Source organism: Streptomyces sp. NBC_01197 (genome assembly GCF_036010505.1).
Lineage (GTDB): Bacteria > Actinomycetota > Actinomycetes > Streptomycetales > Streptomycetaceae > Streptomyces.
In genome coordinates, this window is sequence record NZ_CP108569.1 from 735603 (window position 1) to 760126 (window position 24524).

Below are 24524 nucleotides of genomic sequence, written 5' to 3' on the forward strand. Positions count from 1 at the left end.
GAGACTTCCGCCCGGACGGCTGGATGCGCGGCGCGGGCTGGGGTGCGGTCGCCCGGTGCCCCGGGCGGTCGGGGAACGGTGCGGGTCAGCGGACTTCGGTGACCCGGCGCTCCTTCAGGGCGGCGCAGTTGGAGTGCTCCACCGACACGGACACGTTGTCGATGGCGCCGCCCCAGCTCACGCAGTAGCCCTTGCCGTAGGCGTAGGCCGGCCCCGCGTAGGACGTGTAGTTGCCGGAGTCGTCGGCCGACGTCTCGGTGGAGGGGACGTAGATGTACGTGGACATGTACGTCGCCTTGCCCGGGGCGGAGCGGATGGTCACGACACAGTTCTTGCCGTTCGAGGAGTTGTACGTGAGGTAGACGGTGCCCCGCGAGCCGATGGGCGCCGAGTTCACGGTCTTGTAGGCGCTGCCGCAGGCGCCCTGGGGTGTGATGTTGGGTGCGGCGGAGGCGGTCGTGCCGAGCGCGGTCGTGGCGCCCACCGCCAGTGCGGTCAGCGCCCCGGCGGCCGCGATATTGCGTGCGATTCTCATATTTCCCCCTTGCGTCCCTGAGAGCGGTCTGCTCCCACTTGATGTGACCCGCGAGCGGCACGGATAGTTGTGCCGTATTCACGCTGGGTCCCGCGAGAGGGAGTTGATGGCCCGTCAGGGCCGTACGCGACGGATCACATGGGGGGGCCGAAGCCACCGGGGGCACCGTGCGGGCCCAGGTCCGCTGGTTGGTCGCAACCGCCGCTGACAACGAGCAGCGGCTGCGCCGGCCGCGGAGAAAAGTTCAAGACCCGACGAGAGCCTTGTGAATCGCGTCGAGGAAGTCGTCGAGGTCCTTCGGTGTCCGTGAGGTGACCAGGGCGTAGCCGCCTTCGGAGTCACTCACCGCCGGTTCATCCACCCATGCCTTCGCTCCCGCGTTGCGGATGTCGGTCCGCAGCGAGGGGTAGGAAGTGAGTGTCTTGTCCCGCAGGACTCCCGCTTCCACCAGAGCCCAGGGGCCGTGGCAGATCGCGGCGATGGGGCGGCCGGATGCCGCGAAAGCCTTGACGATACCGATGGCCTTGTCATTCAGCCGGAGGTTGTCGGCGTTGATGGTGCCGCCGGGGATCAGCAGCAGCTGGTGAGCGCGGGGATCCACCGTATCGAAAGTGGCGGTGGGCTGTACGGTCTCGCCGGCGTCCTTGTCCCCCACCAGGGTCTGGATGGGCTCCGCCGAGGCGGCGGCGACAGTGACGTCCGCGCCATCCTCACGCAGCCGCGTGAAGGGCACGAGCAATTCGTCCTGCTCGACACCGTAATTGGTGACGAGCGCCAGGACACGGTGACCATTGAGCGGCTTGTCGGACATGATGCGCCTTTCTGTGGGTGGTCCGTCGACCGGAGTGCCCGGATGGAAGAGCCATCCGGGTCCTGATACCCGCGCGGCTCTGCGACGGCGGCGCCCGGTCGCGCTGGAACAGAGTGTTTATGGTCTAGTCAGGGGGTTACCCGCATTCCTGGTCTTATTCCCGCCGGCTGCCCCCGGGCGGCCTACTGAGGCTGAACTCGTGGTGTCGTAAGGGGTGACGACTGGTCGGTGGCTGCGGTATCACCGGAGTCATGCGGTATCCACAAGGGGGCGGGCTGACCGCCGAACGACAGCAGTTTCGCGAAGAGTTACGGCTCAAGGCGGCCGAGCGGTTCGCCCTGGGCGAGGGTAGTACAGCGATCGCCAGAGATCTGCGGGTCAGTGTCCGCTCGGTCCAGCGATGGCGTCACGCGTGGGCCGAGGGCGGCCCGCGATCCTTGCGGTCGCAGGGGCCAGCGTCGCTGCCGAAACTGAGCGATCAGCAGTTCACGCAGCTTGAAGCGGAGCTGGCCAAAGGCCCGGCCGCGCATGGCTGGCAGGACCAGCGCTGGACGCTTGCCCGGGTCACGACGGTGATCGGCCGACGCTTTCACCTGACATACACGATCCAGGGCGTGCGCAAGCTGCTGGTGCGCAACGGCTGGTCTTGCCAGGTACCGGCCCGCAGAGCGATGGAGCGGGACGACGACGCGGTCGCGGGGTGGGTCAAGGAGGTGTGGCCCTGCGCGGAAGGCTCGCGGCGGCCCATGGAGCCTGGCTCGTCTTCGAAGACGAAGCCGGCTTCTCCATGACGCCGCCGCACGCAAAGACATGGTCGCCACGCGGCCGCACCCCGGTGGTCCGCGTCCGCGGCCGTTCCCGCAGGCGCATATCCATCGCAGCGCTGACCTGCTACAAACCCGGCCACCGGTCGAGGCTGGTCTACCGGCCCCGCCGCGACGACGGCAACCGTGACGGGCGCAAGAGCTTCTCCTGGCGCGACTACCGCGACCTGCTGATCTCCGCCCACCAGCAGCTCGACGGCCCCATCGTGCTCATCTGGGACAACCTCAACGTCCACAAAGCAGCCGGCCTGAGAGAGTTCGCCGAAACCCGCGACTGGCTGACCATCTACTACCTGCCGCCCTACGCACCCGACCTCAACCCCGTCGAGGGCATCTGGTCACTCCTACGGCGCGGATGGCTCTCGAACGTCGCCTTCAGCACCCCCGAACACCTCGTCCAGACCGTCCGGCGCGGCCTGCGGCACATCCAGTACCGCAGCCACCTCATCGACGGCTGTCTCACCGAGACCGGCCTGACCATCCGCCCCGCCTGACCATCAGCACGACATCCCGAGTTCAACCTCAGTAACGGCCCGCTCGCGGCCGCAACGCGCCTCTTGGAATCGGGGCAGAAACAGGAAGAGGGTGCACTCGGTATGACGATTGAGGGGGCGGCCGCGAAGGGGCCACCTGGGTGGTTCACGCGGGCGGGGCAGTGGTGGGGACGGGCCTTCCGGTACGCGGGTTCCGAACGGCACACTCTGCTTCTCATCGGTAAAAGCACCTTGGCGGCCTCGCTGGCCTGGATGGTCTCCTTCTACGGGCTGAACGCGCAGTCACCGGCGTTCGCGCCGTTCTCCGCAGTGATGATCATGTACGTCACCATCTACCAGTCCGTGGTGCAGTCCCTGCGTTACGTCGGCGCCGTCGCGGCAGGAGTAGCCGTTCAGGCCGCGCTCGGCTTCCTCGCCGGACCCGATCTGCTGGCATTCGTGCTGGTGGCACTGATCGCGTTGTCCATCGGCCGGTCACGGGTGCTGGGGACACAGGGGTCGCAGGTGGCCACCGCTGCGTTCTTCGCGTTCTCCACGTACAGCAGCGCCACCGACACCACGACCCGGATCACGCAACTGGGTCAGATCGTCCTGATGGTCCTCATCGGCTGTGCCATCGGCACCGCGGTCAACATCACCGTCGCCCCGCCGATGCGGTACCGCAGCGCCGAGTACAGCGTCCGTGTCCTCGCGCACACCCTCTACGACCTGACCGCCGACATATACCCTGCCCTGCGCGACGGCACACTGGACGCCGACACCACGGCTCGCTGGCGCGAGCGGTCGGCCCGCACAGACGGTCTGATCGCCCAGGCCAGGGCCGGCCTCAACACCGCCAAGGAGAGCCTCCACTACAACCCGCGACGCTTCTTGAAGCGCCACCGCCGGCACCTCAGCTTCCAGGGATACGAGTCGGTACTCGATGCCCTCGAAAGGACCCTGTACCAACTGGCCTCCCTGACGCGCAGTCTCGACCAGTGGCAGGAAGAAGAGAAGTACTACCGTTACCGTCACTTCCTGGACCGGTACGCGGCTTTCCTGGAAGCCGTCTCGGAGATTGCTCTCGCGCTGAGCAGCCTGGACGAGACCACGCTGCCCCAGCAGACCGACCGTCTGGCCGGCCTGACCCGCGATGCTCAGGAACGGCGCCGGGAAGTCGCTGACGAAGCCGACGCCCAGGCTCTGCCGCTCACCGACCCCACCCGGCCCTACGGAGTACTCGTCATCGAGGCCGCCCGCCTCATGGAGGAAGTCCAGTACACCAGCGACACCCTCCACAGCTGGGTCGAGGACTGAGCGGGGCGCTCTCCTTTTCCGGCGGCCCGCCCACCGAATTGCGACGCAGCATGAATATCTCGAACGGCACCGGCCTGACGGGGCGCGGCGAATGAGCCCGTTGGCCCGCTGCCCCATGACAGTTCTGCCAGTCCTGACAGTCCTGTGACCGGCCCACCGCGGGCCCCGCACGGGTGGTTGGCTACTGCGCGGTGCCGGAGTCCTTATCGCGCTTGGGCTTGTCACGTTCGTCCACCTGGAGTTCACGTTCCGCGCCCGGAACACCCTCAGCGAGCTGACGGCCGCGCTCTCGCTCCGCGTTGAACTCGGCCCCCAGCAGAATGGCAAGGTTGGTGATCCACAGCCACACAAGGAAAACGATGACGCCGCCGAGCGCCCCGTACGTCTTGTTGTACGAGCCGAAGTTGGCCACGTAGAAGGCGAATCCGACGGAGGCGATCAGCCAGAGGACCAGGGCGAGCCCAGCACCCGGGAGAACAGTCTTGAACCCCCGCAGGCGAGCATTGGGTGAGGCGTAGTAAAGAATGCTGAAGATCAGCACGACGACGACAATCAGCACAGGCCATTTGGCATAGTTCCATGCCGTCACCGCAGCGTCGCCGGCACCGATCGCAGAGCCCACCTTCCTCGCGAGCGGGCCCGTCACGACCAGCGCGACAAGCACGATGGCCTGCAGAAGAACCAGGATCAGCGTCACGAGCAGCTGCAGTGGGCGCAGTTTCAGAAAGGGGCGCCCCTCCTCCACCTCGTAGATATGGTTGGAGGCTCGCATAAAGGCGCCCACATACCCGGAGGCCGTCCACAGCGCCCCGGCCAGGCCCACGATCAGCATGACGGTGCCCGTGCCCCGGTTCGAGGCAAGCCCCTTGATCGGCCCCTTGAATGTGTTCACCGCGGAGGCCGGGCCGATCGAGCTGATGAGGTTCGTGGCCTTGTCGATGATGGTCTTGGGATCCATGACGAGACCCACGATGGAGATCAGCGCGATCAAGGCAGGGAAAACAGAGAGGACCGAATAGTAGGTCAACGCCGCCGCATAGTCGGGGAGGTTATCCTCCTTGAACTCCGCCAGAGTGCGTTTGACGGTCTGCGCCAGTCCCTCTTTCTTCCCGTGCGGTGGACCATCCGGTCGTCGACCGGAATTCTTCCCCTCGTGACGATGAAGACCGCCCTCACCACGATGCTGCGCGTCGGACATATCTCTCCCACTCTCGATCAAACGCTGCCTCCCAGCGCATGGACCCGTTCTACCAATAAAACGGAATGGAGAGCTTTATTCACGGGCATTGGTTATGAACCGACCCGAGCCATCTGAACCCGCGACTTCGCCAGGAGAGTACGTTCCGTCAGGTGGGCACCGACTTCCGGCCCTCCGGTGAACAGACCCGTTGCCGCCCGGGCTTCGTTCGCCGGGGCGGCACCGTGAGCGCGGGTGGGTCAGCCGCCGGCACCGGCCGGGGACGTGGTGGCGGTGAAGCCCTCCTTCTTGTTGGCCTTGAACTGATCCTTGTCCTCGTCCAGGGCCTTTATGTAGTCGGCCTTGGTGACCAGCTGGTTCTGTACGAACGACGCGGGCAGCTTGGCGGTGTGATCTGGGCCGCGCTGTGTTTGTTGATCCAGTGCATGGCGGCGACGAGCGCGTCGACGACCTTCTGCACGGAGTCCTTGTGCGAGGGCACCCGGTCGCTGCGGGCGAGCACGCTCGCGCCCGGATACGCGCCTCCCAGCGCCGACTTGGCGCCGCTCTTCTTGGTGCACATCTCCCGTTCGCCGGGCGCACCCGACAACTGGACGACGTCTTCAACCGCCTTGGGCCGCCCCCGGCCCCGAGGGTGTCGAGCAGCAGGCTGGAGAGCGTGAAGGCGCCGAGGTGGTTGGCCGCGAACTGCACCTCGTGACCCTGCGCGCTCAGCGTCCCGGTGAGCCTCGGGGTCGTAGCTCATGCGAGGGGCCGACTCCACTGCCTCGCCGCCACTTTCAGACTCGGAGCCTCCCCGTGGGCGCGGCCGGGGGTCATCGTCCGGGCCATGCCCGTCTCCGCCAGGGCCGTGCGGTAACCGTCTCGGCGGGCCCTGTTGCTCCAGGCGAAACCCGAGACGTCCGCCGACTCCAGGTAGGCGATGCGCCGGTCGCCCCTGGACCGGCCCGGCCCCTCGCATCGGGAGGGGCCGGGCCGGTCAGGCGGTCACCGCGAAAGCCGCCTACTCACGGGCGGGCTCCGCGGCGCCAGCGCTCGGGGTCGATCCGGCCTGCGTACAGGGGGAGTTCGATCGGCCGTCGGGCGTCCTCGAACGGGTCCCACACTCGGGCGAGGTCCGCAGTTCCCCGCGCGCGCACCCGGCGGGCCTCCGCAAGGTCGAGCACGTCCGTCAAGACCTCTTCCGAGCCGGGGCCGGCCTCGCAGCGCGTGTGCCCCTCGGGGTCCACCACGACGCTGCGCCCGACGCCGTCCGGCGCCGCCGCGTTGACGCTTGCCATGAACACCTGGTTCACGATCGCATTGGCCTGCGCGAGCACGACTTCCTGAGCACGGTCGACGGTGGGCGTGCGCACCAGGTTCAACACGAGGTCTGCGCCCTGCCACGCCAGGTGGCGGGTGGTCTCGGGGAACCATGCGTCGTAGCAGATTGTCAGGCCCACACGCCCGTGCTCCTCCATGTCGAAGACCACGAAACTGCCGCCGGACGCCGTAGTCTCGTAGGGCCGCCACGGGAAGATCTTGCGGTATTCCGCGACCCTTTCGCCCGCCGGTGAGTAGACGGGAGCCGTGTTGTAGATCCGGCCGTCCGCGCTCTGCTCGTAGACGCTGCCCGGCACGAGCCAGATATTCAGTTCGTGTGCGAGGGCCGCCAGCCGGGTGCCACGCGGTCCGTTCAGCGGCTGGGCCGCCGCGGTCATGACCGTTTCGGGGTCCGCACCGGTTCTGTGACCGCACAGGTGCAGCTCCGGGTACGCGAGCAGCCGGACGCCGGGGTGCGCCTCGGTGACGCGCCGTACGTCCGCCGCGAACGCGTCCAGGTCGTCGGCGGCGTGGTGCCGTGCGGCCGTCTGGACGAGACCGATCGACAAGGGGGTCGTCATCGCTGGGGTAGCCTTCCGCGCTCGGTGGCGTCCGGGGAATCTGGGGGGTCCGGGGGTCCAGTCGAGCCAATCATCGAGTCGCCCACGGGACAAGCTCCCTTCTTCCAGCGGTATCCACAGGAAGAACCCGGGGGCCGCACGGTTGCCCGCACGACCCCCACCCCCCGAAACCCCGTGGTAGAACGAGCATCAGCGCGTCAACGACGCGGATCACCGACTCGACAGGACAGGCAACGCATGACCCTCAACCAACTGAGGGCCTTCGTCGAGGCGGAGCGGCTCGGTTCGTTCACCGCAGCGGCGCTGGCCATGGGCATCGCCCAGGCGTCGGCCTCCGAACTAGTGCGCCGTCTCGAGGCGGAACTGGACGCCGAGCTGTTCGCGCGCGGCAGCCGCACCCTGACCCTGACCTCGGCCGGCCAGGAACTGCTGCCGTACGCCCAGCAGACACTGGAGGCCGCCGAGAGCGGGACCCGCGCGGTGCGTTCGCTGGGCTCGCTGGGCGGCGGGACCGCCACGTTCGGCGTGCTCCGCAACGCGGACTACTACCTGTTGTCCGACCTCGTCCAGAAGTTCCACGCCCGGTATCCGTCCGTCCGGGTCCGGCTCGTGGGGCAGAACTCGGCCGAAACCGCGGCAGCCGTGGCCGCGGGACGCATCGAGGCTGGCCTGGTCGTCCTGCCGATCGACGACGACGGGCTGGTCGTGCGCCCTCTGCTGCGCGACGAGGTGTTCTTCGTCAGCGCGAGCGAGGAGCGAACCCGCACACCGGTGACGATGGAGGACTTCGCCCGGGCGCCCCTTGTCCTCTACGACGCGCATTATGGGTGGCAGGACCCCACCCGGCGGCAGCTTGCGGAGCGGGCCCAGTTCGCCGGGGTCTCCATCGATCCGCTGATCGAGTTGGAACACGTCGAGGCCGCACTGGGCCTGGTGGCCGCCGGGGTGGGCGACACGATCGCGAGCCGGGCGGTGGTTACCGGCCCTGCCTTTCCCGCCGGGCTGCACACCGCTCCGTTCGCCGACCCCCTCTACGACACCATCGCCCTGGTCAGACGGAGGGGGCATCAGCTGTCGCGGGCCACGAGGGAGCTGGCCCAGAACGCCGAGGACACCTTGCGCGAGATCCGCAGCGAGCTCGGCCTCTGAGCCGGACAGCTCGGGGCCCGTGCGGGCACTCTCCGACAGGGAAACCCTGTGGTTTGGACAGGTAATAGCCCTCTGGTCCTGTGGACGCGTGGCGTCTAGCGTCGTTCTCATGCAGATCACGCACGACGAAGCACAAGCTCTTCCTCCGTTCCAGTGGCTCAAGAAGCCGTCCGTGGACGGCCCCCCCGCCCAGCGCGACCCCTCGGTGGTCGAGCGGGTCTCGCAGATGCTGAAGGAGATCGAAAGCAAGGGCATGGACGCAGTGCGCTCCTACGCCCAGGAGCTGGACGGCTGGTCCGGTGCCCTGGAGATCGAGGCCGCCGAACTGAAGAAGTCGGGAGACGCCCTGCCCCCGGACGTCCGCATCGCTCTGGAGATGGGCTACGAGCGCACCCACCGGTTCGCCGCCGCGCAGCGCGAGCACCTGACGGACTTCGAGACCGAGGTCGCACCCGGTGTCGCCGGCGGCCAGCGCTACGTCCCCGTCTCCCGCGTCGGCGCGTACCTGCCGGCCGGTCGCTTTCCGCTGCTCGCCAGCGCCTTCATGACGGTGAACGTGGCGAAGACCGCCGGGGTGCCCACCGTGCTGGCGTGCACTCCCCCGTCCGGGGAGCACGGCGCGCACCCTGCCGTGCTGTACGGCGCCTATCTGTCGCGCGCCGATCGGGTGTTCGCGCTCGGTGGCGTCCAGGCGCTCGGAGCGATGGCCTTCGGTCTGCTCGGCGAGGCCCCGGTCGACATGCTGGTAGGTGCAGGCAACGCGTTCGTCACCGAGGCGAAGCGGCAGTTGTTCGGCCGGGTCGGCATCGACCTGCTGGCCGGCCCGTCCGAGGTCGCCGTCATCGCCGACGCCAGCGCCGACCCGGTGTGGGTCGCGGCGGACCTACTGGGCCAGGCCGAGCACGGCCCCAACTCCCCCGCAGCCCTGATCACCACGTCCGAGAAGCAGGGACGCGCCGTGATCGCGGAGATCGAGCGCCAACTCGAGTCCCTGACCACCCGGGACATCGCCGGCCCGGCGTGGCGCGACTTCGGGTCCGTCATCCTGGTGGATGACCGGGCCGGCGCCGTCGCCGTCGCCGACGTGATCGCTCCCGAGCACCTGGAGATCCAGACCGAGGACGACGACCACTACCTGGAAAACCTCTCCAACTACGGATCGCTGTTCATCGGGTCGTGGTCGACGGTCGCCTATTCCGACAAGGGCATCGCCGGCACCAACCACGTGCTGCCCACAGGCAAGACCGCCCGATACAACGCGGGGCTCTCCGTCTCCCGGTTCCTGAAGCCGCTCACGTACCAGCGCGCGTCAAAGGAGGGGACCGCGTCCCTGGCACCCGCCGTCGAGCGCATCTCGGCGTTCGAGGGGCTGGCGGCCCACGGTGCCACGGCGACACTCCGCATCGACAGGGTCGGGCGGACGTCCAGCGCGTTCGACGCGGTTCCGGCCGCATTCCGCGACCAGCTCTGACAGGGGGCCCATCTCACCCTCGCCGGAACATGGAGCGGGCGCCGGAGCCAACGGCGCCCGGGCCGCGACGGATCAGCCGGCGTGGGCGTGGGTGGCGCGGGGGATGAACTCGGTCCCGATGACCACGCGTTCCCCCGCCGGGTCGACGTCCTTGGCGATCCGCCGGACCAGGATGCGCGCTGCCTGACGAGACAGCTCCCGCAGATCGTGCCGGACGGTGGTGAGCCGGAACACCTCCCAGGCGGCCATCGGAAGGTCGTCGAAGCCGATGACGGTGAGGTCGTCGGGGACCTTGACGCCGGCCGCGAGCGCCGCGTTCAGGACTCCGATGGCGACGACGTCGTTGCCGCAGAACACCGCCGTGGGTGGCCTGTCCGCCTCGAGCAGGGCGGGCAGCGCCCGGTAGCCGGTGTCGTACTCGAACGCTCCGCGCACCACCTGGTCCTCCCGCAGTCCGATGCCACTCTCGGCGAGAGCCAGCCGAAAGCCCATTTCGCGCTCGCGCCCCGTGGTGGTGTTGGCGGCGCCGAAGACGCCGGCGATATGCCGGTGCCCGAGGGCGACGAGCTCCCGTGCGACGAGCCGCCCGCCGCCCTCGTTGTCGACGACGGAGGCGAAGTCGCCGGCCCGGCCGGTGTCGCGGTTGAGGAAGACGTAAGGCATGCCGCGCCGCTCCAGCTGGGCGGGCAGACGGGAGTCGGTGGTTGCCGTCGCGAGGACAACGCCGTCCATCGACTGGTCCAGCAGCCTCTCCTCGGCGACTGCCTCGTCAGACCGCTCCATGATCAGCATCATGCGGTAGCCGAGGCTGCTCAGTTCGTCGTGGAGCGGGGCGATGATGTGCGGGTAGAACGGGTTCGTCAGGTCGGTGACGATGACTCCGACCCGCCGCGTGGCACTCGTCGAGAGGGTGCGTCCGGCCTCGCTCGGCACGTAGTTCAGCACCTGGGCGGCGCGCTTGACCTTCTCGCGAGTGACCTGGGAGACGCGGGGGTCGTCGCGCAACGCGCGGGAGACCGTGGGCTGCGAGACCCCGGCCAGTCTGGCCACGTCGTGACTGGTGATCCCCATCAGCGCTCTCTTCTCGTCGCCGTCGGCACCCCCCGATGGCGCACCCCTGATCAGTATACGTATGCCCACAATCGGCAGCCCGCGGAACGCTGAATTTCGCCTTCTTCATCATGTTATATCGGGCTCACTCACAACGACATTGTCCATACCCCTTGACAGCCCCCCATCCGAAGCCTGTCATGGAATACATACGTATTCACAAGCAAGGAGCAGCCATGTCAGATGTCGTCGTATCCCCCAGCGAGCTCGCCCGCCGCACGGTGCGCCGCAGCGACTTCGTCTCCTGCAACCAGGCCTTCATCGACTGCCGTACGCCCGGTTCGGATCGCAAGGAGAACTACGCGATGATCGGGCCGGGCGTCTCGCAGGCCGCCGGTCAGCACGTCAACCTCCGGCTGCCGCACGGCTACAACATCGGTGCCGCCGCGATGCCGCACGGGATCACCAACAACCTCCACCTGCACTACACGGCCGAGGTGTTCGTCTGCACCGAGGGCGAGTATCTGCTGCGCTGGGGCGCCGACGGCACCGAGGGCGAACTCACGCTCAAGGCCGGTGACATCGCCTCCATCCCGACCTGGATCTTCCGCGGATTCACCAACACCGGCCCGGACGACGGCTGGCTGTTCACCGTACTGGGCATGGACGACACCGGCGGCATCATCTGGGGTCCCTCGGTCCTGCGGGAGGCGAAGGACCACGGCCTGTACCTCACCGCCGACAACGAGCTCGTGGACACCGTCGCCGGCGACACCGTCCCGCCGGAGTCCGAGCTCGTCAGCCCGCTGGCCCAGGAGCAACTCGACCGGCTGCACCACTACACCCCCGAGGAGATGAAACGCCGGATCGCAGCCGCGGGCGAGCTGGTGTTCTCCGAGCACCCCTTCCTCGACAGCACGCTGCCCGGCGGCGGTGCTCGCCTGAGCTGCGTCATCGGCTACGGCATGACCGAGGACCCGCATCAGGAGCCCCGCGTGTTCAATCCGCACGGGCACAATCTCGCCTGGCTCCGCGCCGACCCCGGCCAGGGCGTCTCGGTGCACCGCCAGCACGAGACCCAGACCCTGATCGTCAAGGACGGTCTGTGGGAGGTCACCGTCAACCGCACCGACCCCGTCTCGGTCCGTCTCGGCCCCCGCGACATGCTCTCCGTCCCGAAGGACGCCTGGCGCGCCATGCGCAGCGTCGGAGAGGAGCAGGGCGACCTCCTCGTGGTCAACTCCGGTGACGGACGGGTCCGTCTGGAGTGGGACGAGGAGGTGCTCAAGAGCGCGGCGGACGCGGGCCTGGGCATCGACCACAACGGGTACGTCGCCCCGTACGCGTTGCTGCCCCGCTCCGCGCGCGCCTGGTGACCGGCGTGCCGGACGAGAACACGGCCGGTCCGCTGCCGCTCGTCGTGCTGCCCGGGATGCTCTGCGACGCGAGCCTGTGGCGCGACGTCGACTTTCCCGCAGGTCACGACGTCCACCACATCGCGCTGCGACGGGCGGGCATCGAGGCGCTCGCCGAGGACGTGCTCGCAGCGGTTGTGGGCCCGTTCGTGCTCGTCGGGCTCAGCCTGGGGGCCATCGTCGGCTTCGAGGTGCTGCGCCGGGCACCCGCGCGCGTCGCAGCCCTGTGCGTGATGGCTGCCAACGCGGGCGCGCCTCGCCCCGAGCAGTACGCGGCCTGGCGGGCGATGGACGCGCTGATCGCGGCCGATCGGTTCACAGACGTCGTCGAGGAGACGCTGCCGGACATGTTCCCCGGCGGGAGTCCGACTCCCGAGGCCGCACGGCGCTACCGCGCCATGGCCCACGCCGTGGGAGCCACCGCCGCCCGCGCCCAGCTCGCCGCGCAGGCGACCCGCACGGACGCGACCGGCGTACTTCGAAAGGCCCGCTGCCCCACCGCCGTCCTGGCCGGGGCGCAGGACATGCTGTGTCCGCCCGCCTTCCACCGAGCGATCGCGGACTCGGTCCCCGGAGCGGTCCTGACGCTGCTGCCCGACGCGGGACACCTGCTGCCGTGGCAACAACCCGACGCGGTGACGGCCGCGCTGCGCGAACTGGTCGTATCCGCCGCCCGTACGACACCTGACAGCCCCGCAACCTGAATCTTTCCGAACCCCCTTCGCCCGTATATCCGTAGTGAAAGAGAGCCGTCATGCCTCGACACCTCAAGTCCCCCGTGCCCGCCGGGCAAGTGAGCGCGGCCCGAGCGGATGTCGCGGAGCGCGTCCACGTCATCCTCGACGACATCCGCCGGCGCGGCGACGACGCCGTCCGCCAGTACTCCGAGAAGTTCGACAACTGGAGCCCCGAGTCGTTCCGCCTCGATCCCGACGAGATCAAGCGGATCATCTCCCAGGTGCCCGACACCGTCCTGGACGACATCCGCTTCGTGCAGCAGCAGGTCCGCACGTTCGCCCAGGCGCAGCGTGACGCACTGAGTGACGTCGAGATCGAGACGCTGCCCGGTGTCCACCTGGGCCACCGGCACATCCCGGTGTCCGGTGCCGGCGCCTATGTGCCCGGCGGCCGCTACCCGCTGACCGCGTCGGCCCATATGACGATCGTGACCGCCAAGGTCGCGGGCGTTCCCCGCATTGCCGCCTGCACCCCGCCCATCCGGGGCGAGATCCCCGCCGCGACGGTCGCGGCGATGCACCTCGCGGGCGCCGACGAGATCTACCTGCTGGGCGGTGTTCAGGCCGTCGCGGCGCTGGCCCTGGGAACCGAGACCGTCGGGCGGGTTCCGATGCTCGCGGGCCCGGGCAACGCTTACGTGGCGGAGGCCAAGCGGCAACTGTTCGGCGAGGTCGGCATCGACCTGTTCGCCGGACCGACCGAGATCCTGGTGATCGCCGACGAACATGCGGACCCGTTCGTGGTGGCCGTCGACCTGCTGTCGCAGGCGGAGCACGGACCGGACTCCCCCGCCGTGCTGGTCACCACCTCCGAGGAACTCGGCCGCGAGGTCGAGCGGCACATCGAGCGCCTGCTGCCCTCCATGCCCACCCGGGACTTCGCCGCACCGGCCTGGCGCGACCACGGAGAGATCGTGGTGGCCGGCACCCTCGACGAGGCCTTCCGGATCGCCGACTCCTACGCCAGTGAGCACGTGGAAGTGCTGACCGAGAACCCGCGCCAGGCCCTGGAGAAGATGCGGGACTACGGTGCGCTCTTCCTCGGCGAAGGCACCTGCGTCTCCTACGGCGACAAGGTCATCGGCACCAATCACGTCCTGCCCACCCGTGGCGCCGCCCGTTACACCGGTGGCCTGTGGGTCGGCAAGTACCTCAAGACGGTGACGTACCAGGAGGTCACCGACATCGCGTCCTCCGCGCTGCTCGGCGAGGTGTGCGGCCGGGCCGCGCGCGTCGAGCTCTTCGAGGGCCACGCCCGCTCCGGTGACGTTCGCGCCGCCAAGTACGGCAAGGGCACCCTGCCATGGAACGAGGAGGGCGCCGTATGAGCAGCCGCACCGCACCGCTGGCCGGCCGCACCGCGCTCGTCACCGGAGGAGGCAGCGGCCTCGGCCGGGCCATCGCCGGGTCACTGCTCGCCGACGGGGCCCGGGTGGTGATCACAGGCCGCGACGAGACCAGGCTCAAGGCCACCGCGACGCGGCTCGGTTCGCAGGTCTCGCACCGCGTCTGCGACGTCTCCCGCCCCGACGATGTCGAGGAGCTCGCCCGGAGTCTGGCCGGTGAGGAGATATCGATCCTGGTCAACAACGCCGGCGTGGCCGGCCCGGTGGCACCGCTGACCGAGATCACGCCACACGAATGGGACGAGGTCTTCGACGTGAACGTGCGGGGAGTGTTCCTGATGTGCCGGGCTTTCCTGCCTGCCATGACCGGGCGGGGCGCGGGCGACATCGTCAATGTCGCCTCGGTCTCGGGCAAGCGCCCGCTACTGCGGCGCACCCCGTACTGCGCGTCGAAGATGGCGGTCATCGGCCTCACGACCACGCTGGCCGGCGAGGTCGGGCCGCTGGGCGTCACGGTCAACTCCCTGTCCCCCGGACCCGTTGCGGGGCCTCGCATGGAGCGCAACTTCCGCCTGGAGGCGGAGCGCACAGGCGGCACCCACGCGCAGGCCGAGCAGGCGTTCGTCTCACGCTCAGCCCTGGGACGGATGGTCACCGAGGACGAGGTGGGCGAGGCCGTCACCACGATGCTGCGCATGAGCGGACTGTGCGGGGCCGACATCGACCTTTCCGCGGGGATGGTGGCCCGGTGACCGCGCACAGCACATCGCGCCGCAGCATCAAACAGCGCCTGGCAGACGGCGAACAGCTGCGGGGAGCCCTGCTGCGGCTCCCCTCGGAGACACTGGTGGAGATGGCGGGAGTGGCGGGGCTCGACTATGTCGTCATCGACTGCGAGCACGGGCCGGCCGACACGGCGCTGCTCCAGCAGCACCTCACGGCCGCGGCGGCGCAGGGCGTCGACGTCCTGGTCCGGGTGGGGTCGGCCGAGTCGGCGCTCGCGCTGCGCTGCCTCGACCTGGGCGCGGCCGGGCTGATCTTCCCGCATGTGGACAGCCGGGAGGACGCCCGGCGGGCAGTGGCCGCCAGCCACTACCCACCGCTGGGAGAACGGGGCTTCGCCACCTACAGCAGAGCGGGGCGATTCGGCACGGTCACTGCGGCCGATCATGTGGCCGCGTCCCGCGAGACGCTGGTCGTGACGATGATCGAGACCCGGCGCGCCTGCGACGACGCCGACGCGATCGCCGGCACCGACGGGGTGGACGCGGTACTGGTGGGCCCGGCCGACCTCGCCGCGGACTGTGGCTTCCCGGAGCCCGGCATCGTCGACGGGCTGACCGCCCTGGCGCACAACGCGGCGCGGGCCCACGAGCGCTCGGTGATGACGATCGTGCCGAGCCTCGACGCCGCCCGGGCCGCCGAGCGCCAGGGGGCTCAGCTGGTCCTCTACAACATGGCCCATGTGCTCATGGACACCCTGCGCTCCTTGGCCGTGTCCGGGACGCCGGGCGGGGCCTGAGACCCCTTCCGACCGGTTGGGGGGTGCCTCCTCCGTCGGCGGGGCCGCGGGGGGCGGAGGCGTCGGGCACCCTTGAGGGACGCGGTGCCGAGCTTTCAGCTGCCGCCTTCCAGGGCTGTCACTTCCTCCCGCGGAAACCCTTGACGCCCCTCATCCGGGGTCCTTAGTGTTCACGACCAGTTCATACGTATGCATACCCCATTCCCCCGCTCGATCGGAGAAGGCATGTCCGCCGCAGCCCCACCGAGCCCAGCCATCGGTCCAGCCCAGGTCGACCTGGACAAGCGGAACGCGATACGCCGGGCCATCGGCGCCGGAAGTATCGGTAATTTCGTCGAGCAGTTCGACTACGGCCTCTACGGCTACATGGCGCCGATCATGGCCCCGGCGTTCTTCCCCGAGAGCGACAGGACCGTGGCGGTGCTGGGCACGTACGCGATCATCGCCGTCGCCTGCCTGTTCCGCCCGCTCGGTGGGACCCTCGTGGGCCGCTGGGGGGACCGGGTCGGCCGCAAGAAGGCGCTGCTGTGGACCATCGCGGTCATGGGTGTCACCACCGCCCTGATCGCGGTCCTGCCCACCTACCAGCAGATCGGCATCGGCGCGCCGGTCCTGCTTCTGCTGCTCCGCGTCGCCCAGGGCGTGGTCTCCGGTGGCGAGTACGTCGGAGCCGTCGCGTTCATCGTGGAGTGGGCGGAACCGAACCGGCGAGCCTACTACACGTCGTACGCCTCCAACAGTTGCTTCCTCGGCATTCTCGCGGGCGCCGGTACGGCGGCTCTGACCAGCTGGGTGTTCCAGGGTGCGGCCCTGGACTCGTACGGCTGGCGCATCCCGTTCCTGCTGGCGATCCCGCTCAGCCTGGTCGGGGTGTGGCTGCGGCGCCACGTCGAGGAGTCCCCGGAGTTCATTCGCGCGACCAACGAAGGGACGGACGTCGTCAAGGCACCGATCCGTGAGGCGTTGCGCTCGCAGTGGCGACCGATCCTGGTCTACTGCGGAATCTCGATCATGTGCGCGATCCTCTCCTACAGCTGGGTCACATTCTATCCGCAGTACCTGACGGGCACGCTCGGCCTGCCGCGCTGGATGGGCCTGACCTCGAACGCCATCTCGATCGCCGTCCTCATCCCGGCCCTGCCACTGGCCGGCATGCTGTCGGACCGCATCGGGCGCAAGCCGATGCTGGTCACCGGCGCTCTCGCGTGCATCGTGCTGGTCCCGGTCGCCTTCCGGGTCGGCGAGTACGGCACCTTCGGGACGGCCGTGGCCAGCCAACTCATCTACATCATCCCAGAGTTCTTTCTCACCGGCATCATCACCGTCTGCGCGGCCGAACTCTTCGCCACCCGCACCCGGTTCAGCGCCAGCGCCATCGCGTACAACAGCTCGTTCTCCATCTTCATGGGCATCACGCCGTTCGTCGCGACGCTGCTGGTCAGTACCTTCGACACCATCTACGCCGTCTGGGGCTACCTCGCGGTGGCCGCTCTCCTGGCCCTGTTCGTCGTGAGCGTCTTCATGAAGGAGACGTACCGGAGCCAACTGGGTGCGGACAAGTTCACCCGCTAGCACGGGGGCCCGCCTCCGCGAACCCGGCAAGGGGCCCTTCCGGGCTACCCTCCTGACCATCCATCTACATACGCATTCACATCCCTGGAAAGGAAGCACCATGTCGCTGAACCCCGTCGCGTACCTCCCCTACAAGGACCCGGACGACTTCATCCGCGAGGTGACCGACCGCATTTGGGTCGGCCGTGACATCGCCTACATCGTCGACAACTACGAGCCCGACTCGATCGTGCACACCAGCCTCGGCACCGTCGTCGGCCGTGACGGTGTCATCGAAGGCAGCACGATCCGCATGGGCAGCACACCGGGGCACATCGGCCAGGCGGAGGACGTGGTGTGGGAGGCGCGCGGCGACGACGCTTTCCTCAGCTCCCACCTGGTCTTCTCCGCCGACGAGCACCTCGTGGACGGCCGCAATATCCGCATTCGCAAGCGCACGGTGGCCAACTGCCTGTACCGACGCGGCCGGATGGTCGAGGAGTGGGTGGTGCGCGACGATCTGGCAGACTGCCTGCAGAGCGGCCTGGACCCGGCCGATGCGGCCCGCGAGCTGACCTTTCAGGGGTACAGCGGCTCCATGCTCGATGAGCCGCCGGAAGACGTGCTGCTGAACGGGGTCAGCGGCGCCCGTCCGGACGAGTTCCGTCCCGAGTGCGAGATGGTGCTCGAGTTCATCGACGAGGTGTGGACGCAGCGCCGGCTGCACAAGGTCAACGACTTCATGGATCGCGACCTGTTCCTGCACACCGTCGGCGACCGGACCGTCATCCGTCCCGAGCGTTATCAGAGCGACATCCTCGCCATGGTCGGCCCCTTCCCCGACGCGCGGTTCACCGTCCGCGACATCCAGACGAACTACTCCCCGCGCTACGCGGGCCTGCGTGTGGCCGTCCTGTGGACCATGCACGGCAACTACCGCGGTGCCCCGGCCTTCGGCCCTCTCACCGGCCGACCGGTCACGTTGCTCGGCGTCTCGCAGTTTTTGATCCAGGAGGGCCGCATCGTGAAGGAGTTCCGCGTCTACGACGAGATCTCGCTGCGCGCCCAGATCAACGCGGCACGCGGGGACGGCCCCCGGGTCGAGGCCAACATCTACTGAGCTCCCCTGCTGCGGGCCGGCCTCCGGCGTCCAACCACCGACCCCAACACCGCGACCACGTTCCAGAACTGACCAGGCGACAGCAACCGGCCCTCGCCCCCTCGATGCAACGTCTGCTCACTGATTCCGGCGGGGCAGACCAGGTACGCCGCCGGGCGGTTCACAAGTGCTCCTCAATCATGGGGCCGTAACGGTCGACACCCTTGCGCAGCTGGTCGGCGACCTCCGAAAAGGCCTGCTGAGCGGGGGCGTTGGCCGACCATATGCGCTGCAGAGCGGTGTAGATCCGCACATTCGCATTCGGAATCGTCATACGCACCTGGTCGCAGGCGCGCGTGAGGTCCAACTGCCTGACGGCCGTCGCGAAGTTCGGGTCGTTCTTCATCAGCTCGACGAGGGAGGGCTCCTTGACCGCCGCGGGCACCACGGGCAGGTAGCCGGTCTCGACGGCCCACTGCGCGGCGTTCTCAGGGCGGGCCAGAAAGCGCACGAACTGGGCTGCGGCCTCCTTGCGTTCCCGTGGAACGCGCTTGAATATGCCCAGGCCGCCGCCGCCCGTGTTGACCGCGAACTTCTCCTTCTTCGGCAGGAAGCCGGTGCCCACCTCCCAGCCGTTCGCCTTCGCCAACTCATTGATCTTCTTCAGGCCACCGGTGGAGGTGACGAGCGTGGCGATCAGCTGGTTGCCCAAGTCGGCGGTGGGCTCGGTCGCCATGTAAGCGATCTTGTCGTTGAAGATCAGCTTGCGCTGCCACTCGCCCGCCGCCACGGCGCCGCCCTCGTCGATGGTGACGTCCAGGCCCTTGGAGTACGCCCCGCCCCACTGCCAGGCACTGCACTGGAACTGCCAGTCCCCGTCGACTGCCTGGTACGCCTCCAGGGCTACCCGCTTGCCGCCCACTCTCAGCCGGGTGATGTGGCGTGACCAGTCGTAGAGCTCGTCATAACTCTCCGGGGGGCGCACCGGTACGCCGGCCTTCTTGAAGAGGGTCTTGTTGTAGTAGAAAAGCGGCGTGGAGCGCGCCAGCGGCAGCCACCAGGTGTGTCCCCTGCGGGTGCCCTCGCTGAGCAGCCGCGGATTGTAGGTCCGCTCCAGCTCGCCCCGTGCGAAGTAACTGTCCCAGGGCTCCAGGGCGTCGCCGAAGTAGAACTTGTACCACTTCACGTCGGACAGCACGCACAAGTCGGGGGCCTGGGCGCCGAGCAGGCTGATGACCGCTTTCTGGGCGCACTCGTCGTAGGTGCCCTGGAACTGCACCTCCACGTACACGTCCCGCTGCTCGCGGTTGAAGGCGTCGACGAGCTTCTGCAGGGCCGGGCCCACCGGATCTGCGAACGTCGACCAGAGCACCACCCTGGTGCGCCCCCGGAACGCGTCGGGCACCGAACCGCCGGGCTGTACGACGGTCCCCGTGGTCTGGCCACAGGCGCTCAGCACCGCGGCCAGGCCCAGCCCCGCGCCTGCCCCGAGCGCCCTGCGCCGGCCGAGCACGGGGCCCGCGAGCTCCCGCAGCGAAGTACGCGTCATTTTCCGGCTCCCTGCGTCAGCCCCGCGATGATGTAGCGCTGGGCGAAGAAGAACACGACGAGGACCGGCACGATCACCATGACGGCACCGGCGAGGATCACTCCCCAGTTGGCGAAGGTCTCGGTGTTCTTGAGGAAGAGCAGACCGATCGGGAGGGTTCGCATGTCCGCGCTGCTGGTGATGATCAGAGGCCAGATGAAGTCGTTCCACTTGCCGACCATCACTACCAGCGCGACGGTGATCACCATCGGACGAGACATCGGCAGCACCACCCGGAACAGAATGCGCAGATGCCCCGCCCCGTCGATCTTCGCGGCGTCCGTGACCTCCTGAGGCAGTGTCAGCATGTGCTGGCGCAGCAGGAAGGTGCCGAAGACCGAGCCGAGGCCCGGCGCTATCAGGCCCGCATAGGAGTTGACCCAGCCGAGCTGGGCGATGGTCAGGAAGTTCGGCAGCAGCGTGACGTGGCCGGGCACCATCATCGCACCCAGCAGGAACAGGAAAAGGATCTTCTTGCCGGGGAACGGCAGGAACACGAACGCGTACGCACACAGCAGCGCGGCGATCAGCTCGATCACGGTGCCGGTCACGGACACGATCAGAGAGTTGAGGAAGAACCGGCCGAACGGCGCGGCGCTCCAGGCGTCGGAGAAGTTGGACCACCGCAGGTCCGTGGGGACCCAGTGTGGGGGGTAGCTGTAAATCTGCGGGTTGGCCTTCAGCGCTGAGGAGATCAGCCAGTACAGCGGGCCACCCGCGATGACGGCTACCAGGACGAGCAGCGCGTACAGACCGAAGCGCTGGGCGCGGCGGGCACCGGAGCGGCTGCCAGTGGCGACCGGGCGTGCACCCGGCAGGGAGTCGGCGACTGTCACTGGTAGTGCACCTTTCGCTGGAGGAAACGCGCCTGGAATCCAGTGATCAGCAGCAGCAGCACGAACATGATCACCGCCCCGGCCGAGGCCCGGCCCGCGTCGAAGGTGCGGAAGCCCTGGTCGTAGATGAACCAGCTGAGGATCGAAGTGGAGGTGCCGGGGCCGCCGTTGGTCATCACGGCGATCACATCGAAGGCCTGGAAGGTGCTGATGGTGCAGGTCACCAGCAGGAAGAAGGTGACGGGCGAGAGCAGCGGCAGGATGACGCGGCGCAGCCGCGTCCACGCTCCCGCGCCGTCCAGGGCCGCCGCCTCGAACACGTCCCTGGGCAAGCCCTGCAGGCCGGCGAGGTAGACCACGGCGACAAAGCCGGTGTTCTTCCAGAGGTAGACCAGGACGAGCCCGGACAGCGCCCACTTGGAGTCGGTCATCATCGCCGGCGCGGCCAGACCGAGGGGGGCGAGCAAGGGGCGTATCAGTCCGTAGTTGGGATCGAAGAGGAACAGCCACAGGGTGCCGACAGCGGCTCCGGAGAGCACGTACGGGGCGAAGGCCAGCGTCCGCACGACATCCCGCCCGCGCAGCCGCTGGTTGAGCAGCAGGGCGGTGGCGAGGCCGAGTACCAGGCCGCCCGCGACGACTCCGACGACGAACAGCACGGTCGTCCACAGGCTGCCCCGGAACTCGGGGTCGGCGAAGAGCGACGTGTAGTTGTCCAGACCGATCAGATGCCACGACGAGGAAACCATGTCCCAGTCGGTGAGGCTCAGATAGGCGTTGTAGATCACCGGCCAGTAGGCGAAAACCAGCAGGAAGAAGAAGTTCGGCGCGGCGAAGGCAGCGAACAGCAGGTACTCGCGCCGCCGGCGCTGTGCGCGGGTCCGGGGCCCTGGCTCGCCGGTGGTCGCCGGACTTGGCGGGGCGGCTCTGCCGTCCTGCATTAAGTCGCTCGTCAAGACTGCGTTGTCCTTCCGGTGAGGCGTACAGCGCCCCCGGCCGGGCGCGGTATCGGCCCTAGGAATACCAACAAAGCGAACGAGAAGAGAACACCGCTGCGTGTTACGAATTGGCAGCCAGGACGCCGGACGCCCCCGGGCCGATATCTGTCTTTTCCGCCGCGACCTGGCACTTCCCTGGACATCAGAGGGGCGGCGCCCGTCTCACATCCCTGGTGTGATGACGGGCCGAGCGCGAAGGCGCCGGCCGAGCTGAACCAGCCGTACTGCGACGACTTCGCGACCCGGGCGCCGACCAGGCCACGAGCCGACCAGGAACCGAGCCGACCAGGAACCGAGGGTCGGCATTGAATCGTAATAACCGCCGATCTCCGGCTGGACGCCGCGCAACTAGGCCAATATGCCCCGTCACCACCCTTGACCGCCGCCAAGACCTGACTATACCGTCCCATCTCGTTAAAACGATTCATCTGTGAGATCGCCAAAGGGAGACGCCAATCGGGGCGGCACCCGCTGTCAGCCATGCCAAGGCGGTAACTGGCTTGTCGTGCCGGCCGCTCGGCATTCGGAGCGGCCCGCCCCGGACCGCGGCACCCGTTCCACCCTCGTTCTCCGCATCCATCCAGCTTTGCGAGGCATGTGTGATCACCCGGAAGAGAAGACACCGGACCGCCCTCATCAGCGCGACGTCAGCGGCGCTGGTGGCGATGGCGATGCTCGCACCACAGGCGGCAGACGGGGCCCCCGTCGCCGCGTTCTCCGCTGCTCCGCCTTCAGCCACCGGGCATCCCTGGGACGCCTACAACTACTCACCGCAGTCCCGGACGCTGAAGCCGGTGGCGGTCCAGAGCACCGTGGGCTCGGTGACGGACGCCTCCGGAGTGCTCTCGGGCAAGTCCACCCGGCTGAGCGGCACCGGATCCGCCGTCACCTTCGACTTCGGCAAGGACGTCAGCGGTCTGGTCACGCTGCACTTCGCAGCTTCCGACGGCCCGCAACGCGTGGGGCTGGCCTTCAACGAGTCCTCGCAGTACGTGGGTCCCACGAGCGACGCCTCCACCGGTGGTCCGCGCAGCCGGGACGGAGCGCTCTACGCGGACGTCGACGGCCCGACGACCTACACCATGCTGGCGAAGAACCTGCGCGGCGGGTTCCGGTACCTGACCGTCTTCATGGACTCCGCCGGGAGTGCCGGTCTCGACGCGGTCACCGCGCACTTCACGGCCGCACCGAAGATGCGGGACCCGCGCGCCTACGCGAACTACTTCTACTCCAGTGACGACCTGCTCAACAGGATCTGGTACGCCGGGGCCTACACGATCCAGCTCAACACCATCGACCCGAAGACCGGACGGGTCTGGGAGGCTCCCGCCGAGACATGGGACAACACCGGCGACGTGGGCGTGGGCGACACCATTCTGGTGGACGGCGCGAAGCGGGACCGCACGGTCTGGCCGGGTGACCTCGGGGTCGAGATCCCCTCCGCCTACGCGGCCTTCGGCGACACCGAGTCGGCCCGCAACGCCCTCACGACGCTCTACCAGCACCAGAAGGCAACGGGCGAACTGCCTTATTCCGGGCCCATGATGAACAAGTACGGGTCCGACACCTACCATATGTGGACCCTGGCGGCGTCCTGGGACTACTACCAGTACACCGGCGACCGGAAATGGGTCGACGGCATCTGGGACCAGTACAAGCGGGGCGTCGACTACATCGGCGCGAAGATGGACGACCAGGGCCTGCTGTCGATCGACCAGACCGCCGACTCGGTGCGGAGCCTGCCGAAGGGCGAGAACCTGATCGCCAACGTCCTGATGTGGCGCGTGCTCACGACCGGCTCGCAGCTGGCGAGGGCCGAGGGCGACACCACGCTCGCGCAGTCCTACGCGCACCGGGCGGTCGCGCTGCATACCGCGATCGACGGTCATCTGTGGGACGGGAAGAAGGGGGCGTACCGGTTCTACCCCGACTCCGACGTCTACGCCCAGGACGGCAACGCGCTCGCGGTCTGGTACGGCCTGGCCGACCAGAGCAAGGCTCGCCGCATCAGCTCGTACCTCACGACCAACTGGAACGACCGCGGGTCGACCTCCCCGGAGAACAAGGGGAACCTGGGGGTCTTCGCCGGGTCCATGGAGGTCAACGCCCACTTCGCCGCGGGCGGAACAGCCGCCGACCAGGCGGGAGTCGATCTGATCCGGCGCCAGTGGGGCGCCATGCTCGACGACCCGCTCGGCACCGGGAGCACGTTCTGGGAGTCGTCGCGCCCGGACGGCTGCATCTGCAGCACCTACGTCAGCCTGGCGCACGCCTGGGCGACCGGGCCGACCACGGCGCTGACGTTCTCGGTGCTGGGGCTCCAGCCGACCAGCGCGGGCGGCCGGGCCTTCGACTTCGTCCCGCACACCGCCGACCTCACCTTCGCCCAGGGTCGGATCACCACCACGCTGGGCCCGGTCGACGCCTCGTGGCGCGTCAACCGGAAGGAGGGCAAGTACCACGCGGAGCTCACCGCGCCCAAGAGCAGTGAAGGGCGAGTCGCGGTGCCGACCTTCGGAAAGCAGATCTCGGTCTTCGTCGACGGCAAGTTGGCCTGGAACGGCACGAAGGCCAAGGCCTACGACGCGCACGCCGACGGCGAGTACGTCTACCTGGAATCAGTCGCCGGACATCACGTGATCGACAGCCACCAGCACGTCAGCTGAGACGATCCACCGCGCACGCCTCACGCCGGCCCGCGTGAGGCGTGCGCCGCCCGCC

Annotated in this window: 21 protein-coding genes; 12 read left to right on the forward strand and 9 right to left on the reverse strand. The window is 68.5% G+C overall.

Translation table 11 applies throughout. The features are described 5' to 3' along the window. Nucleotides 1–85: 85 nt before the first annotated feature. Complete coding sequence (locus tag OG452_RS03355) at nucleotides 86–535, reverse strand: spore-associated protein (protein ID WP_327294097.1); 450 nt, start codon at nucleotides 533–535, stop codon at nucleotides 86–88. A gap of 244 nt (nucleotides 536–779) precedes the next feature. After that, nucleotides 780–1346, reverse strand: a complete 567-nt coding sequence (locus OG452_RS03360; protein WP_327294098.1) for a type 1 glutamine amidotransferase domain-containing protein — start codon at nucleotides 1344–1346, stop codon at nucleotides 780–782. Nucleotides 1347–1597: 251 nt separating this feature from the next. Between OG452_RS03360 and OG452_RS35330 the strand changes: the two genes are divergently transcribed. Both OG452_RS35330 and OG452_RS03375 read left to right on the forward strand, forming a co-directional pair. Further along, a protein-coding gene (locus OG452_RS35330; RefSeq protein ID WP_442809945.1) for an IS630 family transposase occupies nucleotides 1598–2664 on the forward strand; the annotation gives its coding sequence in 2 pieces (ribosomal slippage) (nucleotides 1598–2044 and nucleotides 2047–2664; 1065 coding nt in all). Nucleotides 2665–2766: 102 nt separating this feature from the next. After that, nucleotides 2767–3960 (forward strand): FUSC family protein, encoded by a 1194-nt coding sequence (locus OG452_RS03375; protein WP_327294100.1) that lies wholly within the window; start codon nucleotides 2767–2769, stop codon nucleotides 3958–3960. Between the two features lie 181 nt (nucleotides 3961–4141). Here the strand turns inward: OG452_RS03375 and OG452_RS03380 are convergent, their stop codons facing one another. The 3 genes from OG452_RS03380 to OG452_RS03395 all read right to left on the reverse strand — a co-directional run bounded on the left by OG452_RS03380 (nucleotide 4142) and on the right by OG452_RS03395 (nucleotide 7041). Next, nucleotides 4142–5158: a YihY/virulence factor BrkB family protein gene (locus OG452_RS03380; RefSeq protein ID WP_327294101.1), complete on the reverse strand. Its 1017-nt coding sequence runs from the start codon at nucleotides 5156–5158 to the stop codon at nucleotides 4142–4144. Nucleotides 5159–5486: 328 nt separating this feature from the next. Beyond that, on the reverse strand, nucleotides 5487–5720 hold the full coding sequence (locus OG452_RS03385) for a hypothetical protein (RefSeq protein ID WP_327294102.1): 234 nt from the start codon (nucleotides 5718–5720) through the stop codon (nucleotides 5487–5489). A 445-nt stretch (nucleotides 5721–6165) separates the two neighbouring features. Continuing rightward, nucleotides 6166–7041: a carbon-nitrogen hydrolase family protein gene (locus OG452_RS03395; protein ID WP_327294103.1), complete on the reverse strand. Its 876-nt coding sequence runs from the start codon at nucleotides 7039–7041 to the stop codon at nucleotides 6166–6168. 237 nt (nucleotides 7042–7278) lie between these two features. On the opposite strand from OG452_RS03395, the gene OG452_RS03400 reads away from it, so the two are divergent. Then, nucleotides 7279–8190 carry a LysR family transcriptional regulator gene (locus tag OG452_RS03400; protein WP_327294104.1) on the forward strand — a complete coding sequence of 304 codons (912 nt, stop codon included), beginning with the start codon at nucleotides 7279–7281 and terminating at the stop codon, nucleotides 8188–8190. A gap of 109 nt (nucleotides 8191–8299) precedes the next feature. Continuing rightward, nucleotides 8300–9661, forward strand: coding sequence for a histidinol dehydrogenase (hisD, locus tag OG452_RS03405; RefSeq protein WP_327294105.1), 1362 nt, complete (start codon nucleotides 8300–8302; stop codon nucleotides 9659–9661). 72 nt (nucleotides 9662–9733) lie between these two features. Here hisD (OG452_RS03405) and OG452_RS03410 read toward each other — a convergent pair whose 3' ends face one another. Continuing rightward, complete coding sequence (locus OG452_RS03410; RefSeq protein ID WP_327294106.1) at nucleotides 9734–10732, reverse strand: LacI family DNA-binding transcriptional regulator; 999 nt, start codon at nucleotides 10730–10732, stop codon at nucleotides 9734–9736. 215 nt (nucleotides 10733–10947) lie between these two features. Between OG452_RS03410 and OG452_RS03415 the strand changes: the two genes are divergently transcribed. The 7 genes from OG452_RS03415 to OG452_RS03445 all read left to right on the forward strand — a co-directional run bounded on the left by OG452_RS03415 (nucleotide 10948) and on the right by OG452_RS03445 (nucleotide 18402). Beyond that, a complete protein-coding gene (locus tag OG452_RS03415) occupies nucleotides 10948–12087 on the forward strand; it encodes a hypothetical protein (RefSeq protein ID WP_327294107.1) in 1140 nt (379 codons plus the stop codon). A gap of 5 nt (nucleotides 12088–12092) precedes the next feature. Further along, nucleotides 12093–12830 (forward strand): alpha/beta fold hydrolase, encoded by a 738-nt coding sequence (locus OG452_RS03420; RefSeq protein WP_327294108.1) that lies wholly within the window; start codon nucleotides 12093–12095, stop codon nucleotides 12828–12830. Nucleotides 12831–12880: 50 nt separating this feature from the next. Beyond that, nucleotides 12881–14191: a histidinol dehydrogenase gene (hisD, locus tag OG452_RS03425; RefSeq protein WP_327294109.1), complete on the forward strand. Its 1311-nt coding sequence runs from the start codon at nucleotides 12881–12883 to the stop codon at nucleotides 14189–14191. Continuing rightward, the gene (locus OG452_RS03430; RefSeq protein ID WP_327294110.1) at nucleotides 14188–14961 is read left to right on the forward strand and encodes an SDR family NAD(P)-dependent oxidoreductase; all 774 of its coding nucleotides are present in this window, start codon (nucleotides 14188–14190) and stop codon (nucleotides 14959–14961) included. The genes hisD (OG452_RS03425) and OG452_RS03430 overlap by 4 nt, the downstream gene beginning before the upstream one ends. Then, nucleotides 14958–15731, forward strand: a complete 774-nt coding sequence (locus OG452_RS03435) for an HpcH/HpaI aldolase family protein (protein ID WP_327294111.1) — start codon at nucleotides 14958–14960, stop codon at nucleotides 15729–15731. Before OG452_RS03430 ends, OG452_RS03435 begins: the two co-directional genes overlap by 4 nt. 225 nt (nucleotides 15732–15956) lie before the next feature. Continuing rightward, on the forward strand, nucleotides 15957–17303 hold the full coding sequence (locus tag OG452_RS03440) for an MFS transporter (RefSeq protein WP_327294112.1): 1347 nt from the start codon (nucleotides 15957–15959) through the stop codon (nucleotides 17301–17303). A 100-nt stretch (nucleotides 17304–17403) separates the two neighbouring features. Then, nucleotides 17404–18402, forward strand: a complete 999-nt coding sequence (locus OG452_RS03445; protein ID WP_327294113.1) for a nuclear transport factor 2 family protein — start codon at nucleotides 17404–17406, stop codon at nucleotides 18400–18402. Nucleotides 18403–18562: 160 nt separating this feature from the next. On the opposite strand, the gene OG452_RS03450 is transcribed toward OG452_RS03445, so the two are convergent. From OG452_RS03450 to OG452_RS03460, 3 genes are read right to left on the reverse strand one after another with little or no spacing between them, the layout of a single operon-like run. After that, nucleotides 18563–19930, reverse strand: a complete 1368-nt coding sequence (locus OG452_RS03450) for an ABC transporter substrate-binding protein (RefSeq protein WP_327294114.1) — start codon at nucleotides 19928–19930, stop codon at nucleotides 18563–18565. After that, nucleotides 19927–20805: a carbohydrate ABC transporter permease gene (locus OG452_RS03455; protein WP_327294115.1), complete on the reverse strand. Its 879-nt coding sequence runs from the start codon at nucleotides 20803–20805 to the stop codon at nucleotides 19927–19929. The genes OG452_RS03450 and OG452_RS03455 overlap by 4 nt, the downstream gene beginning before the upstream one ends. Next, nucleotides 20802–21761 carry a carbohydrate ABC transporter permease gene (locus tag OG452_RS03460; RefSeq protein WP_327294116.1) on the reverse strand — a complete coding sequence of 320 codons (960 nt, stop codon included), beginning with the start codon at nucleotides 21759–21761 and terminating at the stop codon, nucleotides 20802–20804. Before OG452_RS03460 ends, OG452_RS03455 begins: the two co-directional genes overlap by 4 nt. Nucleotides 21762–22402: 641 nt before the next feature. Here OG452_RS03460 and OG452_RS03465 point away from each other — a divergent pair. Beyond that, on the forward strand, nucleotides 22403–24469 hold the full coding sequence (locus OG452_RS03465) for an alpha-L-rhamnosidase-related protein (protein ID WP_327294117.1): 2067 nt from the start codon (nucleotides 22403–22405) through the stop codon (nucleotides 24467–24469). Nucleotides 24470–24524: the final 55 nt, after the last annotated feature.

What these genes read in the sequence shown, in the direction of transcription:
- OG452_RS03355 (WP_327294097.1), bottom strand. Translation starts at nt 535, where the DNA reads ATGAGAATCGCACGCAATATCGCGGCCGCCGGGGCGCTGACCGCACTG.
- OG452_RS03360 (WP_327294098.1), bottom strand. Translation starts at nt 1,346, where the DNA reads ATGTCCGACAAGCCGCTCAATGGTCACCGTGTCCTGGCGCTCGTCACC.
- OG452_RS03375 (WP_327294100.1), top strand. Translation starts at nt 2,767, where the DNA reads ATGACGATTGAGGGGGCGGCCGCGAAGGGGCCACCTGGGTGGTTCACG.
- OG452_RS03380 (WP_327294101.1), bottom strand. Translation starts at nt 5,158, where the DNA reads ATGTCCGACGCGCAGCATCGTGGTGAGGGCGGTCTTCATCGTCACGAG.
- OG452_RS03385 (WP_327294102.1), bottom strand. Translation starts at nt 5,720, where the DNA reads ATGTGCACCAAGAAGAGCGGCGCCAAGTCGGCGCTGGGAGGCGCGTAT.
- OG452_RS03395 (WP_327294103.1), bottom strand. Translation starts at nt 7,041, where the DNA reads ATGACGACCCCCTTGTCGATCGGTCTCGTCCAGACGGCCGCACGGCAC.
- OG452_RS03400 (WP_327294104.1), top strand. Translation starts at nt 7,279, where the DNA reads ATGACCCTCAACCAACTGAGGGCCTTCGTCGAGGCGGAGCGGCTCGGT.
- hisD (WP_327294105.1), top strand. Translation starts at nt 8,300, where the DNA reads ATGCAGATCACGCACGACGAAGCACAAGCTCTTCCTCCGTTCCAGTGG.
- OG452_RS03410 (WP_327294106.1), bottom strand. Translation starts at nt 10,732, where the DNA reads ATGGGGATCACCAGTCACGACGTGGCCAGACTGGCCGGGGTCTCGCAG.
- OG452_RS03415 (WP_327294107.1), top strand. Translation starts at nt 10,948, where the DNA reads ATGTCAGATGTCGTCGTATCCCCCAGCGAGCTCGCCCGCCGCACGGTG.
- hisD (WP_327294109.1), top strand. Translation starts at nt 12,881, where the DNA reads ATGCCTCGACACCTCAAGTCCCCCGTGCCCGCCGGGCAAGTGAGCGCG.
- OG452_RS03430 (WP_327294110.1), top strand. Translation starts at nt 14,188, where the DNA reads ATGAGCAGCCGCACCGCACCGCTGGCCGGCCGCACCGCGCTCGTCACC.
- OG452_RS03440 (WP_327294112.1), top strand. Translation starts at nt 15,957, where the DNA reads ATGTCCGCCGCAGCCCCACCGAGCCCAGCCATCGGTCCAGCCCAGGTC.
- OG452_RS03445 (WP_327294113.1), top strand. Translation starts at nt 17,404, where the DNA reads ATGTCGCTGAACCCCGTCGCGTACCTCCCCTACAAGGACCCGGACGAC.
- OG452_RS03450 (WP_327294114.1), bottom strand. Translation starts at nt 19,930, where the DNA reads ATGACGCGTACTTCGCTGCGGGAGCTCGCGGGCCCCGTGCTCGGCCGG.